This window comes from Polynucleobacter sp. HIN8 (assembly GCF_030297615.1).
Classification (GTDB): Bacteria; Pseudomonadota; Gammaproteobacteria; order Burkholderiales; family Burkholderiaceae; genus Polynucleobacter.
Genome location: NZ_AP028139.1, coordinates 1,138,997 through 1,152,961, shown reverse-complemented (window position 1 = coordinate 1,152,961; position 13,965 = coordinate 1,138,997). Strand labels below are relative to the sequence as shown.

19 protein-coding genes are annotated in these 13,965 nt (G+C 46.2%); 13 read left to right on the top strand and 6 right to left on the bottom strand.

Annotated elements, in window-relative coordinates; genetic code table 11:
• Complete coding sequence (locus QUE65_RS06120; protein ID WP_286280076.1) at positions 1 to 453, top strand: hypothetical protein; 453 nt, start codon at positions 1 to 3, stop codon at positions 451 to 453.
• A gap of 40 nt (positions 454 to 493) precedes the next feature.
• Positions 494 to 1,150, top strand: a complete 657-nt coding sequence (locus tag QUE65_RS06115) for a DUF502 domain-containing protein (protein ID WP_286280075.1) — start codon at positions 494 to 496, stop codon at positions 1,148 to 1,150.
• Positions 1,151 to 1,199: 49 nt separating this feature from the next.
• Here the strand turns inward: QUE65_RS06115 and QUE65_RS06110 are convergent, their stop codons facing one another.
• Positions 1,200 to 1,361, bottom strand: coding sequence for a hypothetical protein (locus tag QUE65_RS06110; protein ID WP_286280073.1), 162 nt, complete (start codon positions 1,359 to 1,361; stop codon positions 1,200 to 1,202).
• Between the two features lie 102 nt (positions 1,362 to 1,463).
• Here QUE65_RS06110 and QUE65_RS06105 point away from each other — a divergent pair, with 102 nt between their 5' ends.
• Genes QUE65_RS06105 through QUE65_RS06095 form a run of 3 tightly spaced genes read left to right on the top strand, consistent with a single transcriptional unit; the run spans position 1,464 to position 2,925 of the window.
• Positions 1,464 to 1,793: an ArsR/SmtB family transcription factor gene (locus QUE65_RS06105; RefSeq protein WP_286280071.1), complete on the top strand. Its 330-nt coding sequence runs from the start codon at positions 1,464 to 1,466 to the stop codon at positions 1,791 to 1,793.
• Positions 1,784 to 2,272 carry an arsenate reductase ArsC gene (locus tag QUE65_RS06100; protein WP_286280069.1) on the top strand — a complete coding sequence of 163 codons (489 nt, stop codon included), beginning with the start codon at positions 1,784 to 1,786 and terminating at the stop codon, positions 2,270 to 2,272. Before QUE65_RS06105 ends, QUE65_RS06100 begins: the two co-directional genes overlap by 10 nt.
• Complete coding sequence (locus QUE65_RS06095; RefSeq protein WP_286280067.1) at positions 2,269 to 2,925, top strand: aquaporin; 657 nt, start codon at positions 2,269 to 2,271, stop codon at positions 2,923 to 2,925. The genes QUE65_RS06100 and QUE65_RS06095 overlap by 4 nt, the downstream gene beginning before the upstream one ends.
• Here the strand turns inward: QUE65_RS06095 and QUE65_RS06090 are convergent.
• From QUE65_RS06090 to QUE65_RS06075, 4 genes are read right to left on the bottom strand one after another with little or no spacing between them, the layout of a single operon-like run.
• Complete coding sequence (locus QUE65_RS06090) at positions 2,916 to 3,455, bottom strand: DUF3299 domain-containing protein (RefSeq protein WP_286280066.1); 540 nt, start codon at positions 3,453 to 3,455, stop codon at positions 2,916 to 2,918. The two genes, QUE65_RS06095 and QUE65_RS06090, sit on opposite strands and share 10 nt — an antisense overlap.
• Positions 3,452 to 4,684 (bottom strand): ABC transporter permease, encoded by a 1,233-nt coding sequence (locus QUE65_RS06085; RefSeq protein WP_286280065.1) that lies wholly within the window; start codon positions 4,682 to 4,684, stop codon positions 3,452 to 3,454. Before QUE65_RS06085 ends, QUE65_RS06090 begins: the two co-directional genes overlap by 4 nt.
• On the bottom strand, positions 4,684 to 5,385 hold the full coding sequence (locus QUE65_RS06080) for an ABC transporter ATP-binding protein (RefSeq protein ID WP_286280063.1): 702 nt from the start codon (positions 5,383 to 5,385) through the stop codon (positions 4,684 to 4,686). Before QUE65_RS06080 ends, QUE65_RS06085 begins: the two co-directional genes overlap by 1 nt.
• Positions 5,386 to 5,892 carry a ZrgA family zinc uptake protein gene (locus QUE65_RS06075; protein WP_286280061.1) on the bottom strand — a complete coding sequence of 169 codons (507 nt, stop codon included), beginning with the start codon at positions 5,890 to 5,892 and terminating at the stop codon, positions 5,386 to 5,388.
• 121 nt (positions 5,893 to 6,013) lie between these two features.
• Here QUE65_RS06075 and QUE65_RS06070 point away from each other — a divergent pair, with 121 nt between their 5' ends.
• Both QUE65_RS06070 and QUE65_RS06065 read left to right on the top strand, forming a co-directional pair.
• On the top strand, positions 6,014 to 6,658 hold the full coding sequence (locus QUE65_RS06070; RefSeq protein ID WP_286280060.1) for a lipid-binding SYLF domain-containing protein: 645 nt from the start codon (positions 6,014 to 6,016) through the stop codon (positions 6,656 to 6,658).
• Between the two features lie 14 nt (positions 6,659 to 6,672).
• Positions 6,673 to 8,367 (top strand): GMC family oxidoreductase, encoded by a 1,695-nt coding sequence (locus QUE65_RS06065; protein WP_286280058.1) that lies wholly within the window; start codon positions 6,673 to 6,675, stop codon positions 8,365 to 8,367.
• Here QUE65_RS06065 and QUE65_RS06060 read toward each other — a convergent pair.
• On the bottom strand, positions 8,364 to 8,636 hold the full coding sequence (locus QUE65_RS06060) for a hypothetical protein (protein ID WP_286280056.1): 273 nt from the start codon (positions 8,634 to 8,636) through the stop codon (positions 8,364 to 8,366). The two genes, QUE65_RS06065 and QUE65_RS06060, sit on opposite strands and share 4 nt — an antisense overlap.
• 79 nt (positions 8,637 to 8,715) lie before the next feature.
• Here QUE65_RS06060 and QUE65_RS06055 point away from each other — a divergent pair, with 79 nt between their 5' ends.
• From QUE65_RS06055 to QUE65_RS06030, 6 genes are all read left to right on the top strand, one after another.
• Positions 8,716 to 8,991 (top strand): hypothetical protein, encoded by a 276-nt coding sequence (locus QUE65_RS06055; RefSeq protein WP_286280055.1) that lies wholly within the window; start codon positions 8,716 to 8,718, stop codon positions 8,989 to 8,991.
• 16 nt (positions 8,992 to 9,007) lie between these two features.
• The gene (locus QUE65_RS06050) at positions 9,008 to 9,739 is read left to right on the top strand and encodes an SDR family NAD(P)-dependent oxidoreductase (protein ID WP_286280054.1); all 732 of its coding nucleotides are present in this window, start codon (positions 9,008 to 9,010) and stop codon (positions 9,737 to 9,739) included.
• Positions 9,740 to 9,984: 245 nt separating this feature from the next.
• Positions 9,985 to 11,232, top strand: coding sequence for a tyrosine-type recombinase/integrase (locus tag QUE65_RS06045; RefSeq protein WP_286280052.1), 1,248 nt, complete (start codon positions 9,985 to 9,987; stop codon positions 11,230 to 11,232).
• Between the two features lie 14 nt (positions 11,233 to 11,246).
• Positions 11,247 to 11,450, top strand: coding sequence for a hypothetical protein (locus QUE65_RS06040; protein ID WP_286280051.1), 204 nt, complete (start codon positions 11,247 to 11,249; stop codon positions 11,448 to 11,450).
• A 587-nt stretch (positions 11,451 to 12,037) separates the two neighbouring features.
• Positions 12,038 to 13,240, top strand: a complete 1,203-nt coding sequence (locus tag QUE65_RS06035) for a hypothetical protein (RefSeq protein WP_286280050.1) — start codon at positions 12,038 to 12,040, stop codon at positions 13,238 to 13,240.
• Between the two features lie 239 nt (positions 13,241 to 13,479).
• Positions 13,480 to 13,881, top strand: coding sequence for a hypothetical protein (locus tag QUE65_RS06030; RefSeq protein WP_286280049.1), 402 nt, complete (start codon positions 13,480 to 13,482; stop codon positions 13,879 to 13,881).
• The last annotated feature ends 84 nt before the right edge of the window (positions 13,882 to 13,965 follow it).

The window sequence follows — 13,965 nt, the reverse complement described above, 5'->3', positions numbered from 1 at the left end:
ATGGAAATTACTGCAGGCCAGGATGTATTTAATTTCCAGGCATTTGTCCTAGGAAGTTTTGTTCTCATTCTATGCATCTTGATTCAAGCATTCTTTGTGATGGTGGTAACTAGCAAGGGTAAGCAAGCCCTGATCAGTTTTACCAGCCAACACCAGAATGTAAGGGCACAACTCGTATTTGTTGCTTGCATCCTTACATTACTTTTATCTCATCTTTGCCAGATTTATGTCTGGGGTCTTGCTCTTAATTACTCCGACATTATTCCGATGGCACATCAAGCGATGGTGTATGCAGGCAGTACGTACACCACCGTTGGATTTATTTCAGACCCGTTACCAACCCAATGGCAGTTGTTATCTGTGATCATGGCAGTCTCGGGGCTACTCTCTTTTGGTTGGAGTACCGCAGTCATGTTTATCTTGTCACAGGCATTATTTCCTGCTGAGAAGTAAAGACTGTATTGGAACTTTCCTGAATTACACTTCTTAGATTATGTCACCCGGCTCATCCAAATTCGTTCGCCTATTCCTAACCGGCCTCTTGGCGGCTTTTCCTCTGATTGCCACCGCTCTGCTAATTGTCTTTGTGGTGGGCATTGTGATTCGTTGGCTTGGACCTTCGAGTGCGGTGGGCAGCGTGATGGCGAAGATGGGCTTAGGCATTGCCGGCCTAGAGTGGGTCGGTTATGTGGTTGGTTTGGCAATAGTGATCCTATCTTTGCTGTTTTTGGGTCTGTTGGTTGAGAAGGGCTTGCAAAAGGGATTTTCAGCCATCATTAATGGCATCGTTCGTAAGATACCCATAGTCCGAACGGTCTATGACACTATCCACACTTTTGTAAGCTTGGTTGCCAAGCGGGATGATGAAGAACTCAAAACGATGCGCCCAGTATGGGTTCATTTTGGTGGTTCAGGTGGTGTATCCGCTCTGGCTTTGCTCTCATCCCCCCAAGCCGTGATGGTGAAAGAGCAAGCCTGCTATGCAGTGATTGTGCCAACCGCGCCGGTACCAATCGGGGGCGGCTTACTCTATGTGCCGATTGATTGGGTGAGTCCTGCCGAGATTGGTATGGAAGAACTTACCAGTATTTATGTTTCGATGGGCGTTACATCGCCGCAGTTTATGAAGACAGCAACAGCGGCAAAATAGCACCGTTTGTTGGTATCAAGGATTTTGTTGATAACTAATTTCTGGATCATTAATCCTGTTGATTATTAGAATTCAGATCATTCATTAAATCTTCGATAGTCTTAAATTTCTCCAGGTTCTCTTCTCTAGCTTGGCGGATTGCTTCAATAGTCTCTTTATTGGGAATTAAATAATTAATCGACATCCTGGATTCTTCACAAGTCATTTTCATACATATCTCCTCATTTGTAATTTTACTTTTATAAGTTTGATTTGAGCGCTTTATTTTTACCTTTGTCACAAACTTGTCATATATTTCTATATAATTGGAAATATGAAAAATAATGATGCTATCCAAGTCCTCCTAGCCCTTGGGCAGGAGACTCGCCTCAACATCTTTCGTTTGATCGTGCAACGTGGGGATATTGGCTTGACTCCCAGTCAGCTAATCGAGAAGTTGGGTATCCCTAATGCAACCTTGAGCTTTCATCTCAAGGAACTTTTCAATGCGAAATTGCTGTTGGTAGAACGTCAAAGCCGAAACCTCATTTATCGCCCTAATCCCAACTTGATTGAGGATTTAAGTGGTTTCTTATTGGATAACTGCTGCCAGGGACAATCGTGTAGCAACTCCAAGTTCAAGAAAAAGGTCGTATGCCCATGAAAAAATACAACGTACTCTTCTTGTGCACCCATAACTCCGCTCGTTCAGTACTTGGTGAGGCGCTAGCTTCCACTCATCCTAGTGGACTTTTTGTTGGTTACTCTGCGGGCTCAACCCCAGGTACGCAAGTCAATCCCTTTGCTAAGGAGTTGGCCTTAGAGATGGGCTATGACCAATCTAAATTACGCAGTAAGAACTGGGATGAGTTTGGTTTGCCCAATGCCCCTAAGATGGATTTCATTATCACGGTCTGCGATAACGCGGCCGGTGAGGTATGTCCGATCTGGCCAGGTAATCCTGCTACCGCACATTGGGGTTTCCCTGATCCATCGCAAGTAAGCGGTACGGATGTGGAGAAGCGCCTTGCCTTTATTGATGTCAAGAACGGACTTAAAAAGCGCATTGATTTATTAGCCAGCATGTCGCTTGAGAAACTCGACTCGATGGTTCTGAAAGACATCCACCACAAAGCCTCATGAACTCCTACGTCGCCGAGTTCGTTGGCACCGCATTACTGCTCGCGATTGTGGCGGGTAGCGGCATCATGGGCGAGACCCTCGCGAATGGCAATGCAGCCGTGGCCTTACTTGGTAATAGTATTGCAACGGGAGCTGGGCTCTATGTCTTAATCGTCCTCTTAGGGCCCATCTCAGGTGCGCATTTCAATCCTGTGGTGAGCCTGATGTTTTGGAAGCTGGGGCATCTCAATCTCAACAAGTTACTTACCTATTGGGTATGTCAGTTCAGTGGTGCGATTGCTGGTATCTGGGTAACGCACCTGATGTTTGGTCTGTCGATTTTGCAAGAATCGACCAAGGCGCGAACTGGGGTTGGTATCTGGGTAAGTGAGTTGATCTCAACGCTTGTCCTGCTCTCGGTGATTCGGATTGGGGATCAAGGGGCGAAAGATAGGGTGCCGATGTTGGTGGCGCTCACTGTCACCGCGGGCTACTGGTTCACGTCATCAACCTTCTTTGCTAATCCTGCAGTTGCTGTAGCCAGAAGTTTTACCAATACCTTTGTGGGTATTGCCCCAGCTGACGTCTTCGGATTTGTCAGCGCCGAGCTCGTTGCTGCTATTGTGATGGTGTTGCTATTTTGTAAAGCAAGTAAGGTAATCAATCAACGATAGGGCGTAATCTTATCGGCATTGAGTACATAGGCGCTGCTGCCAATCTCCGAGTAGGATCGGCCTTCGCTCAGAACACCTTCAACCCAAATGGCATCCATGGTGCGTACCTTTGAACCTTTGGGAGGCTTAACCAAAATAATTTGATTGGCTGGAGGTGGTGGCGAATGAATGCAGGCGCCAAAGTAGGGGACCAATAAAAACTCACTGCTTTGCATCCGCTCGGCATCGAGTGGCACCACATATCCCGGTATCCGAATGGCTTTACCAATATAGACCTTTGAAGGTGGTGCGGTGTCCCAGGCTTTCTTGAGGCGTGCGTACGCCTCATCGGCTTTGGGATCACCATCCATTAAGCTACCGTAGCGGCGCATGCGCGTGACCTCCAAGATCATTTTCTTGCGCCAACCCTCGGGCATCAGATCGTCCCACTCAATCTCTTTATAGGTGCTTGCCTCACCCTTGAGTGCGTGTGTGCCGAGAACGAGACCAAGGAGACCGGCACTCGATATGCGTAAGAAAGATCGTCTCATGTGGATGGCGGATTTAACTCTTCGTTGAGTGCCATTCTATAGGCTTTGATGGCAGGTATGCAGGCACACAGAAGCACCACAATCACCAGAGCCAGTAACGACATCAGATCATGGGTGGTTGGCAGTCCGATACTGGTGACCACACCCCAGGAGGTGCGGAAGTAGTCGGCCGATAAAAGGATCGCGATCTGTAATAGCAGCCAACCTAATGCAATACCAATTAGGCTAATCAAGAGTGCCTCAAATAGCACGAGGCGTAATAGTTGATAGGGCTTAGCTCCAATCGCCCGAAAGATTGCCAACTCACGACGCCGGTTCTCGAGTGAGACCAATAGGGTGGCGGTAATCCCTAAGATGGTAGTAATCAATACCCCTAAAGAAATAATTAAGAGGGCGTTCTCGGCCACCTCCATGGTCGACCATAAATCATCTAGGGCAACTCCTGGCATGACCCCCATAAGACCTGCGTTGGGTAAGGCATCGATCTGACGTCGAACTGAGAACACGCCACCGCGATCCTTGAGTCCCACATAGAAGGCGCTCACCTGAGAATCGGGATTGAGTTTGGCAAACTGGATACCGCCTTCCTCAATGTCATGCAGAGCATCAAAGGCATTGGTGGAAATGAACACCGCGTTATCGATGGGTGTGCCATTGGGTTTTAAGATCCCCGCAACCCGAAAGGGCGAGTTACTGTGATCTTGCTTGGGGCCAGTACCTGATCCATGAGTAATGGCAATTTGTTCACCTCGCTTCAGTTGGGTGTTCTTGGCCACGTTGGCGCCCAAAACTACTTCAAAGAGTGTGGGATCGGTCAGCGCCTTACCTTCGGATAACTCGAGATGCCGACCTTGAGCCTTAATCCGAGTAAAGAACTCAATACTCGTTCCTACAACAGGATATCCACGAAAACTATCCCCCAGTTGCACAGGAACTACCCAAGCAACGGGCTTAATGGCCATGAGGGACTTTTCATAGGAAGCGGCAATGGTGTTGGTCGCTCGACCAATATGAAACACGCTATACAAAATAAGCTCGGTGGGACTTCCTTTGGCACCCACGACTAAATCCACACCACTGATGGCATTGGAGAAACTGGTCTTGGTGTCATCGCGGATCTTGAAGACCCCAAGTAGGATCGCTACCGAGATGGCTGTTGATAACACCATAATCAATAAGCCACCTTTGCGAGCTAGCGCACTGAAGAATGCGATCCGTAACCAAACCATTAGACGGCCACCTTTTGGGCCAAGGTCATGCGCTCATCAAAATGCTCACTCAAGCGCTCATCGTGACTAACCATGACTAAAGCGGTACGTTGTTCATGGGCAAGACTCAGAAACAAATCCATGAGTTGAGTTTGGTTCTTCCAATCCAACGCAGAGGTGGGTTCATCCGCAATCACAATCGAGGGACGTCCAATAAATGCTCGTGCTGCAGCAACGCGCTGCTGTTGACCGATTGAGAGTTGATGCGCTGCTTGAGTGAGGAGCTCTGCAGCAAGACCCAAGCGTTGCAATAAATGCGTGAGGGCTAAATCCAAAGAACCAAACTCTGCAATCGCAGCCTGACGACGCTCGGGATAAAGATGCGTTGGGAGCAAAATATTATCGGCCACACTCAGGTAGGGAATTAAATTAAATTGTTGAAAGATAAAACCCATCTCCTCACCACGCAAGCGATCGACCGCACTACGGCTTAAATCCTGTAGGCGTTCGCCATGAATCCAGATCTCACCACGCTTGGGTGGCATGACGCCAGCAAGTAGATTTAATAGAGTGCTTTTGCCACACCCCGATGGCCCCGAGATAAAGAGACTCTTCCCGGGACTAATCGAGAACGATAGGTTGGTAAAAAGTGGAGGCTGCCCAGGCCAAGCAAACTCAAGATGCTTGACCTCAATTGCGAGGGAGTGGGGCGAGCTAGTCACTTAAAAGCGAACAGTGCTGGAATCGTGTTTAGCGGTTACCGATTTTTGACCCCAAGGTCCAACCGACTCCACCCGAATCTCTTTCAGACGCTTATATTCTGCGAAGAGATCAATGCTAAGTTGTTTGAGTGAGGCAAGCTTGGCACAGTTCAGATCAAACTGATAATCCAGATCTGCATGCTTACCCGCTTGATCGCGCACGATGGTGCTACTAATTAATTTAGGCGAACACTCTGCATCTTTATTTGCTACAAAGTATGAACCTGGGTTCTGCAGTTTCTGGTTCATGGTGTTGATGGCATTGCTCTCGGCTTCGGTCTTAGGTGCACGCTCAAAACCAACGAGTGCTTCAAGAGGAATCTTGAGTTTGCCAATTGCCTGATTCGCATTCACGCTGATCTCTAACCGACCCTTGCCATGCTCATGGGCATGGCCATGCTTGGGTTGGGCAACTGAATGCGATGTCACTAGGATCAGGAAACTAAGGCTTAGGTAGCGAAGTGTCATGGCGAGCAATCGAGAGTATGTAGATTTAGCAATAATTATCGAGTATGGTACCTAGAAAATAGCCCCATGCATTGATTGACCTATAAAATCAATGGATTATTACGAATTTAGCTCAATACCCATGAATCTATCCAAGCGCTTTATCCATTACCTTGCCTTAGTACTTTGCCCCTTATTTTTGATTGCATGCCAATCGACCGGCAAGGATGGTAAACCCTTGACGCCGGCTGAAATTCATCAAAAGCGCCAAGCAACCATCAAAATGGCAGAGACGGGCTTAAATCTTCTATTGAAGCAAGACCCCAAGGTTCGTAAAGATATTGAGAGCGCAGCAGGTTATGCCGTATTCAATACCACGAATGTGAACGTCATCTTGGTGGTGGTGGCGCGCGGCGAGGGGGTTCTATACGACAAGCGCTATAAAGACCAACCCGTCTTCATGCGCGATATGAAAACCGGTGAGGGTCTCGGCGCTGGATACCAAGAGCAATACCAAATTATTATCTTTAAGACCCAAGATGCCATCGAACAATTTATTCTTACTACTGTTGATGGTCAGCAAATGGGTCTTGATATCGAAGCCAATTTTTCTGCTGGCTCAAGCAGCACGATCCGCTCGTTTAATCCAAATGTAACTTTCTATACCGTTGGTATTTCTGGCTATGATCTGCAAGCTAATTATGGCGGGGCTTTATACATGGTTGATCAGCAACTCAATACCCCAGTTGTATTAAAAGCCATTCAAGAACGACGTCAAAAGAAGTAATTCATCTTTCTACCGTGAGCATTCCAGCATCACTCGAGTTTGACACCATCATCGTAGGTGCTGGCAGCGCAGGCTGCCTCTTGGCAAACCGCCTCTCAGCAGACCCTAAGCACCGGGTCTTATTGCTCGAGGCAGGTGGTAAAGACGATTGGTTTTGGATCAAAATCCCTGTCGGTTATCTCTACACGATTGCTAATCCAAGAACCGATTGGTGCTTCAAAACCGAACCCGATCCTGGCTTAAATCAACGCTCGATTCATTATGCGAGAGGGCGTGTAATTGGTGGTTCCTCATCGATCAATGCCATGATCTATATGCGCGGTCAGGCGAGTGATTATGCCCGTTGGGCTGAGTTAACCGGGGATTCTAGATGGGCATGGGATGCCACCCTAAAGACCTATAAATCCCTGGAGAACTACTTCGCTGGAGCCAATACCTGGCACGGAGATCAAGGAGAGATGCGAGTCGAGCAGCCGCGGGTGCAGTGGGAGATCCTCGATGCTTGGCGCAAAGCTGCACAGGAGCAGGGTATTCCTGCCATCGAGGAGTTCAACCGCGGCGATAACGAAGGGTGTGCGTATTTTCAGATGACCCAAAAGAAGGGAGTGCGTTGGTCAATGGCCGATGCCTATCTTCATCCGATTCGCCACCGCCAGAACCTCACCATTCTGACCAAAGCGCAGGTCTTGCAACTCAATCTCATTCCCACTCAACTCCAAACTCAGAACAATCCACAGCAACAAAAGAACGCCTGGTATAGCGCTGCCTGGGAAGTAAGTGGCCTCGATCTGTTGCATGCAGGATCGCGAGTTACTGCCCATGCGAAGGACCAAGTCATTCTGTCGGCTGGCTCGATCGGCTCACCTCAACTCCTACAAGTTTCTGGAATTGGGGCGCACCACCACCTCGACGCCATCGGAGTTAAAACGAAGGTGGATCTCTCAGGAGTGGGTGAGAACCTGCAAGATCATTTGCAGATCCGCACCGTGTATCAGGTGGAGAACTGTAAGACCGTCAATACCCTCTATAAAAATTGGTTTACCCGAATCGGTATGGGCTTGGAGTATGCATTCAAGAGAACGGGCCCACTAACGATGCCGCCTTCTACTTTAGGCGCATTTACCAAAAGTGACCCATCGCAACCCACGGCAAATATTGAATGGCATGTGCAGCCACTCTCATTGCCTAAATTTGGAGAACCATTACATCCCTTTAATGCGATTACACCAAGTGTGTGTAACCTACGACCCAGCTCACGCGGTTGGGTGAGGGCTAAATCGGCCGATGCCCAGATTGATCCACAAATCCAGTGTAACTATCTATCAACCCTAGAGGATTTAAAGGTTGCAGTGGATAGTCTCCGAATCACCCGTCAAATTATGGGCAGTGATGCCCTAAAGCCCTATGCCCCCAAAGAGGTATTGCCGGGTACTCAATTGCAAAGTGAGCAAGACCTAGAACATGCGGCACGCGATTTAGGAACCACAATCTTTCATCCGGTCAGTACCTGCGCCATGGGGAAGGTCGATGCTCAAGGACAAGTCGATAATCCCCATACCGTCTTGGACTCCGAGTGTCGGGTACGCGGAGTAGCACGCTTGCGAGTCATCGATGCTTCAGCGATGCCCTGCATTACATCGGGCAATACCAATGCACCGGTGATGCTGATTGCAGAGACGATTGCCAGGCAAATCCTAGCGCAACGCTAGGTTGAGCCACCGTATTTTTTCTGGCAGGCCTCGGCTGATAACTCAGGGTGATTGCGTTTGCACCGTTCAACGCGTTGCTCAGGGGTCATGTTCTTCATATTTTGGTACATGGAGCGACACTGATCAACACTCATCTCCGGATGGCGTTGACGGCAATGATCAATCATGCGTTGTTCATTGCTGGTATCTTGCGCATAGCTTGGAGCAATCAAAATTAGCATCACTGCGCTAATGGCTGTTGTTCCATGAATGATTTGTGATCGAATCATATTTATCTCCAAATGGTCAATGGTGCATGAATCTTCAATTAGAATGATTCAACGATATCGTGAAAATGATCATAAATCAATGACGCTATATAGACGCCTATTCATCGTGCTAGCATTATTTTCAGGCCCCGTGTTTGCACAAGATGCCAGCCAGTGCGGGTTTATTCAAGAAGCGAACTATCGATCCCTTTGCCGAGCCCTTGCAGAGAAGAATGCAAGCCAATGTGGATTTATCAATGATAGTGATTTGAGATCGATGTGCCGAGCGCTTGCCGGGAACGATAAAAGTCAATGCGGTTTCATTACTAATAGTGATCAACGTGCGATGTGTCGTGCATTAACGGCGAATCGTTAATTCCGAAGGATAATCAATGAACATCAATAATCTTGTTTTAATCACCGGTGCAAGTCAAGGAATAGGGCGAGCGATTGCAACCCGGGCAACCGAGGATGGCTATCGCGTGATTAACCTAGATCAAAAGGCGCCAAAGACGCTTTTGAAGGATGAAGTATTTCATCCAATTGATTTAACCGATGTGAAGGCAATTGATAATCTAATACCTCAACTTCTAGCACGCCAACCCATTGTGCGCTTAGTGAACAATGCAGGAATTATTCGTCCAGCAGCATTGGAGCAGACTACGGTTGATGACTTTGATGCGGTGATGGCAATTAATTTAAGAGCTCCGATGCTTTTAACTCAACATCTTTTTCCTGGAATGCGAAAGGCCAAGTTTGGACGCATTGTTAGCATTGCCAGTCGAGCAGCCCTTGGTAAAGAAGAACGAACCGTTTATGCAGGCAGTAAAGCTGGCCTGATTGGGATGACCAAAACCTGGGCACTAGAGATGGCTCAATATGGCATTACGGTCAATGCGATTGGGCCGGGACCTATTGCTACAGAGCTCTTTACTTCCGGCAATCCTCCAGATGCTCCAAAAACAATTAAGATTTTGCAAAGTATTCCGGTTCAGCGGATGGGACAACCCGAAGATGTAGCGCATGCAGTAGCCTCACTATTGGATGATCGTGCTGGATTTATTACTGGACAAATCCATTACGTCTGCGGCGGAATGACCGTAGGTCTTAGTAACGCCCAATAGAAAATAAAAAAGGCTTACAAGCCAATTAACCTGTAAGCCTTTATGAATTTGGCTCCCCGACCTGGACTCGAACCAGGGACCTGCGGATTAACAGTCTTAAAACCAGCCATATATCCATAATAGAGTTTCTAATAAAACCATATAAATAATGGCTTATAAGGCTATATTCAATATTGACATTGATGTAGTCTGAATGTAGTCTAGACCAAATTGTAGTCTAATTGTGGTCTGAATTCGGAGGTCTTTTGGATTGGATTAAAGACAAATCATTGCCAGGTCTTTATCGCCGAGCAAGAGAGGGTGGTAAGTATGTTTGGGCAGTCAAGGCACGAGTAAAAGGCGCAGGACCTGTCACCGTTACGCTTGGAAATGCTAACTACATAACTCCTGCCGAAGCTAGAAAGTTGGCAAAACCTGTATTAGCAAAGCTATCTCAGGGTATTAATCCAAATCAGGAGCAAAGAAAAGCTAAAAAGGTTGCTGAGGCAAGAGGCTTTTCTCTCGGGCAGGCGATTGAGCAGTACTCTGAACTAGCGCATTGGAAGCCAAAAACCAGGAAAGATGCCTTATCAACCCTCCAAAGGCGATTCGGAGATTGGTATCGAAAGCCTTTGGCGTCTATTACTCGGGACGATATCCTGAGACGTTTTACAGCGATTAAGAAGGAGGTTGCTCAAAAGAAGGAAAGGGTTGCCGCCAGGCGACGAAAGGAGGGATTGAATGTCCATGAGACTCCAAATGAAGTAGGCTTAGGAGAGGCGCAAAGAGCATTTCGTTACCTTTCCGCAGTATTTAATTCATTTGCTTCAGATGATGCTGCAGGCGAGAAGCTAATACCACAAGGAAATCCAGTTCTTGTTCTTAAAGATAAAAAACTAAGGCGTGCGTTACAACCTAAAGAAAGGTATTTAGACAACAAGGCACGACAGGCATTGCTTGAGCAGCTTACCCAATCTTCGCATTATCAATATGCAGGCTCAATCAATCAGGAAGATGCTGATCTTGCTTGGCTATTAATTCATACAGGACTTAGGTTGGATGAAGCTCGACTCCTTAAATGGTCTGAGGTGTCTATAACTGATAGGTTCTTTACGGTCTTGGATACAAAGAACCATCAAAAACATACCTTGCCGATGACAAATGCCATTTACTCAATGATTAGCAGAAGGCTTGAATACAGGGCTTCTCAACCCAAAAGCATGCAAAGTCCATATATATTCCCCAGTCCGCTTGATCCTAAGAAGCCAACTAGTGCGAGTAGAACATTTGACCGTCTTTCCAGTGAGATTGGATTTGAATTTACTGCTCATGACTTGCGAAGGACAGTTGCAACAGTAGCCGCAGATCTTGGATATGACCTAGATGCAATTGGCGCAGTCTTAAATCATAAGAGGAAGGGTGTTACTGCAGGATATATTCAAAAGACATGGAAAAGGCATCTTGGAATCCTTGAGGATATACAGAATGGACTGTTTGAAGAGTCTTACGATTGATCTTCTTAACCATAATGATCACCGTACATCACAACTTAGATACCTATGAATTTGAAACTCTTGATCAAGCGATGGCTTGGGCGAAGGAATTGGGCGAATTTGTAGTAATTAAATTCAATGGTTCAGAGGTGGCTGGCAAATTTGGAGTGGATGGCATTATCGACGGCAAACTTCCTACTGGTGAAGCCTATAAATGGAAAAAGCGAAGAAGGCGCTAACTTAGCTTACAAGTCAAAGAAGTGCTAATCTAGATCATCAATCACTACTTAATGGAGATGAATATATGGAAATTACAAGCGTAACACTTGGGCTAATATTTTCTGGAGTCGGAATAGCTACGCTGCTGATCATTATCTTTGGTAGCCGTGGATCAAACAACAAGGATCATTAAGACTCATGAGTGATGTCGAAGTTCTCGGAAGGTCGCTATATCGTCCTGTTAAACATCGGTTAAAGGAGGATCGGAAACCTTTGAATCAAATTAAATCCAAAGAGCCAAAGCCATCTTCCCCTAACGCTGATTTAGTGTATGAGCGAGACGAGAAGGATTCTTTGTGGCGTGAGGATTCATGATTAAAGGTTTCAACAATGACTGTCTTAGCAACTCACGCCATTGTTTTATGAATAGATTTCGCCCAACCATCTGCGTTAAAACCATTAAGCGAGAGAGTTAATCATCTCAGCAAAATAGAGATGAATGTGGCATGAGAAAGCACCCTCGAGCAGCTTTTATTTATCTCTGAATTAAGCGAATTTCCCGCTATTTCTTATGACAAAAAGAGACCGGTTCTTCAATCCCCTAAGAATGGCTAAATCAGCCTCTGCGAAGGATTTGGTTGCTGATGTAATTCATCAATTGATGAGCCATGAGGCTCATGATCAGTTAAGAAAAAGAGCAAGGAAAAAGAAGGACTTCGAGATATTTCAGCGGCAAATTGAGACTATCGTTTGTGAGGCGGTTCACCGTTACCTCACAGGAGCGAATAAACGCATTGCCATTAGCCTATCTAATCGCCACTTGGGGAGAAAAGATGCTCAATCGAACATCCTAAATAACACCATTTCTCAAAATCTCAAGAATCTATCATCCCCAGTAATGGCATTTTTAGAGCTTCAGGCGGGTGATAGAAACGAGGGTCAAGTGACTACTTTTTGGGCTGGAAAACGGCTCATAACTCGAATAAAAGAGCGGCAGCTAGGTTATAACGACCTGACTCTTGAGCATTCTAAGAATGTTATTGAACTAAGGGATAAAAAAGCTGAAGGTCAATCCAAGGGCAAGCTAATTCGCTATGAGGAAACCCCTCTCACAAGGCAATACCGTGACGAGATGGAGCAGATCAACGCCTTTTTACGAGAGGCTGATATTTGCTACCACGGTAATAAGGATATTGATGACTCCCGAGTCGAGCTAAAGCGAATCTTCAATAACGGTAGTTTTGAGGAAGGCGGTCGACTGTATGGTGGATTCTGGATATCTATGAAATCGGAAGACCTGAGAGATGTAATGATCGATGATGAATGGGTAGTCACTCTAGACTATGGTCAGATGGCTGTCAGGCTTGCTTATAGCCTTGCCAAAGCCCCCATTCACTTTGATGATGGGTATCTCATACCTCGCAGGGAATGGGCTAGAGAAGCGACTAAAAAGCTCATTAATATCATGCTGAACAGCCCCGATGCCAAGAATTGGTCAGTTCCCAAGAAAGTCCGTGACTACTACAAAGATCAGGATGTCCAAAAGAGGCTTATCGAGGAGATTAAGAGCTTTCATAAGCCAATTGAGCATCTCTTTGGAAAGCCCAATGGCATGAAGTTTATGTTCCTAGAAAGCGAGATCCTGATTGATGTTCTGTTGGAGCTAAATAGCCAAGGAATCCTAGCTTTACCTATTCATGATGGATTGCTTGTGAAGCCATCGCAGCAGGACATAGCAAAGCAGGTAATGTTAAAAGTATTTAAAAAGCATACCAACTTAGTAGCTACTGTCTCTATAGAGAATCTATGAGATTAGCCTTATCTGTGCATGCGGTAGCACATCATAGTTATATCTCTAATGTTCCTCATCGTCTCCCTTTAGTGGGGTTCATAAGGGCAATTGATGCTTATCCTCTCTTTAGAGGTCTTTGATAATCAGCGATTTCTTGCTATTTCGCAGGTATATTTCTCAATCAGCCGATCCCATACCAAGACTAAAACCTGTTATTTTCAGTGGTTATTAGAGATTTTCACATCAATTAAAATGCAATGATGCGATTTAAATTCAATCGATCGACTCTAATAGTTTTCTTGTTCTTGGGAATTTTCCTCAAGTGCATCTCTCCGTTCTTACATGCGCATATCGCTGGAGATAACGATTCCGGATTTCATATGTCTGGTTTGAGTGCATTTGATAGTGCGCGACTCTTAGATGATGGCAGTCCTGAGCCAATCCCGGATTCGTATGCAGTGACCGTTCCCGATGCTCGTAAGCATTTTCTCGACACTACTTTTGTTGTTGCCTTTGTTGCAGTTGTCCTTTTAGTCTTAAAAGATCGACCCTTTATTCGGCGTGTTTCGTTTGCCAAGACCTTATTGGTCCCGTTTTCATTTCTTAACCCCAAGTTCCCACCCCCGGCCTTAGCGCCACCCCATCGCCACTTCATCTAAGCGCTTACCGCGTTAGGTAAGCCAATGGATGGTGGCAATCCCTAAAAAGTACATTTCATTGCATTAAACCCTTAGCGGGTTGTT

Coding starts and splice junctions, on each gene's coding strand:
- QUE65_RS06030 (WP_286280049.1), top strand. CDS start 13,480: ATGATGCGATTTAAATTCAATCGATCGACTCTAATAGTTTTCTTGTTC.
- QUE65_RS06115 (WP_286280075.1), top strand. CDS start 494: ATGTCACCCGGCTCATCCAAATTCGTTCGCCTATTCCTAACCGGCCTC.
- QUE65_RS06120 (WP_286280076.1), top strand. CDS start 1: ATGGAAATTACTGCAGGCCAGGATGTATTTAATTTCCAGGCATTTGTC.
- QUE65_RS06040 (WP_286280051.1), top strand. CDS start 11,247: ATGATCACCGTACATCACAACTTAGATACCTATGAATTTGAAACTCTT.
- QUE65_RS06055 (WP_286280055.1), top strand. CDS start 8,716: ATGACGCTATATAGACGCCTATTCATCGTGCTAGCATTATTTTCAGGC.
- QUE65_RS06075 (WP_286280061.1), bottom strand. CDS start 5,892: ATGACACTTCGCTACCTAAGCCTTAGTTTCCTGATCCTAGTGACATCG.
- QUE65_RS06105 (WP_286280071.1), top strand. CDS start 1,464: ATGAAAAATAATGATGCTATCCAAGTCCTCCTAGCCCTTGGGCAGGAG.
- QUE65_RS06090 (WP_286280066.1), bottom strand. CDS start 3,455: ATGAGACGATCTTTCTTACGCATATCGAGTGCCGGTCTCCTTGGTCTC.
- QUE65_RS06085 (WP_286280065.1), bottom strand. CDS start 4,684: ATGGTTTGGTTACGGATCGCATTCTTCAGTGCGCTAGCTCGCAAAGGT.
- QUE65_RS06110 (WP_286280073.1), bottom strand. CDS start 1,361: ATGAAAATGACTTGTGAAGAATCCAGGATGTCGATTAATTATTTAATT.
- QUE65_RS06095 (WP_286280067.1), top strand. CDS start 2,269: ATGAACTCCTACGTCGCCGAGTTCGTTGGCACCGCATTACTGCTCGCG.
- QUE65_RS06060 (WP_286280056.1), bottom strand. CDS start 8,636: ATGATTCGATCACAAATCATTCATGGAACAACAGCCATTAGCGCAGTG.
- QUE65_RS06035 (WP_286280050.1), top strand. CDS start 12,038: ATGGCTAAATCAGCCTCTGCGAAGGATTTGGTTGCTGATGTAATTCAT.
- QUE65_RS06050 (WP_286280054.1), top strand. CDS start 9,008: ATGAACATCAATAATCTTGTTTTAATCACCGGTGCAAGTCAAGGAATA.
- QUE65_RS06100 (WP_286280069.1), top strand. CDS start 1,784: ATGCCCATGAAAAAATACAACGTACTCTTCTTGTGCACCCATAACTCC.
- QUE65_RS06070 (WP_286280060.1), top strand. CDS start 6,014: ATGAATCTATCCAAGCGCTTTATCCATTACCTTGCCTTAGTACTTTGC.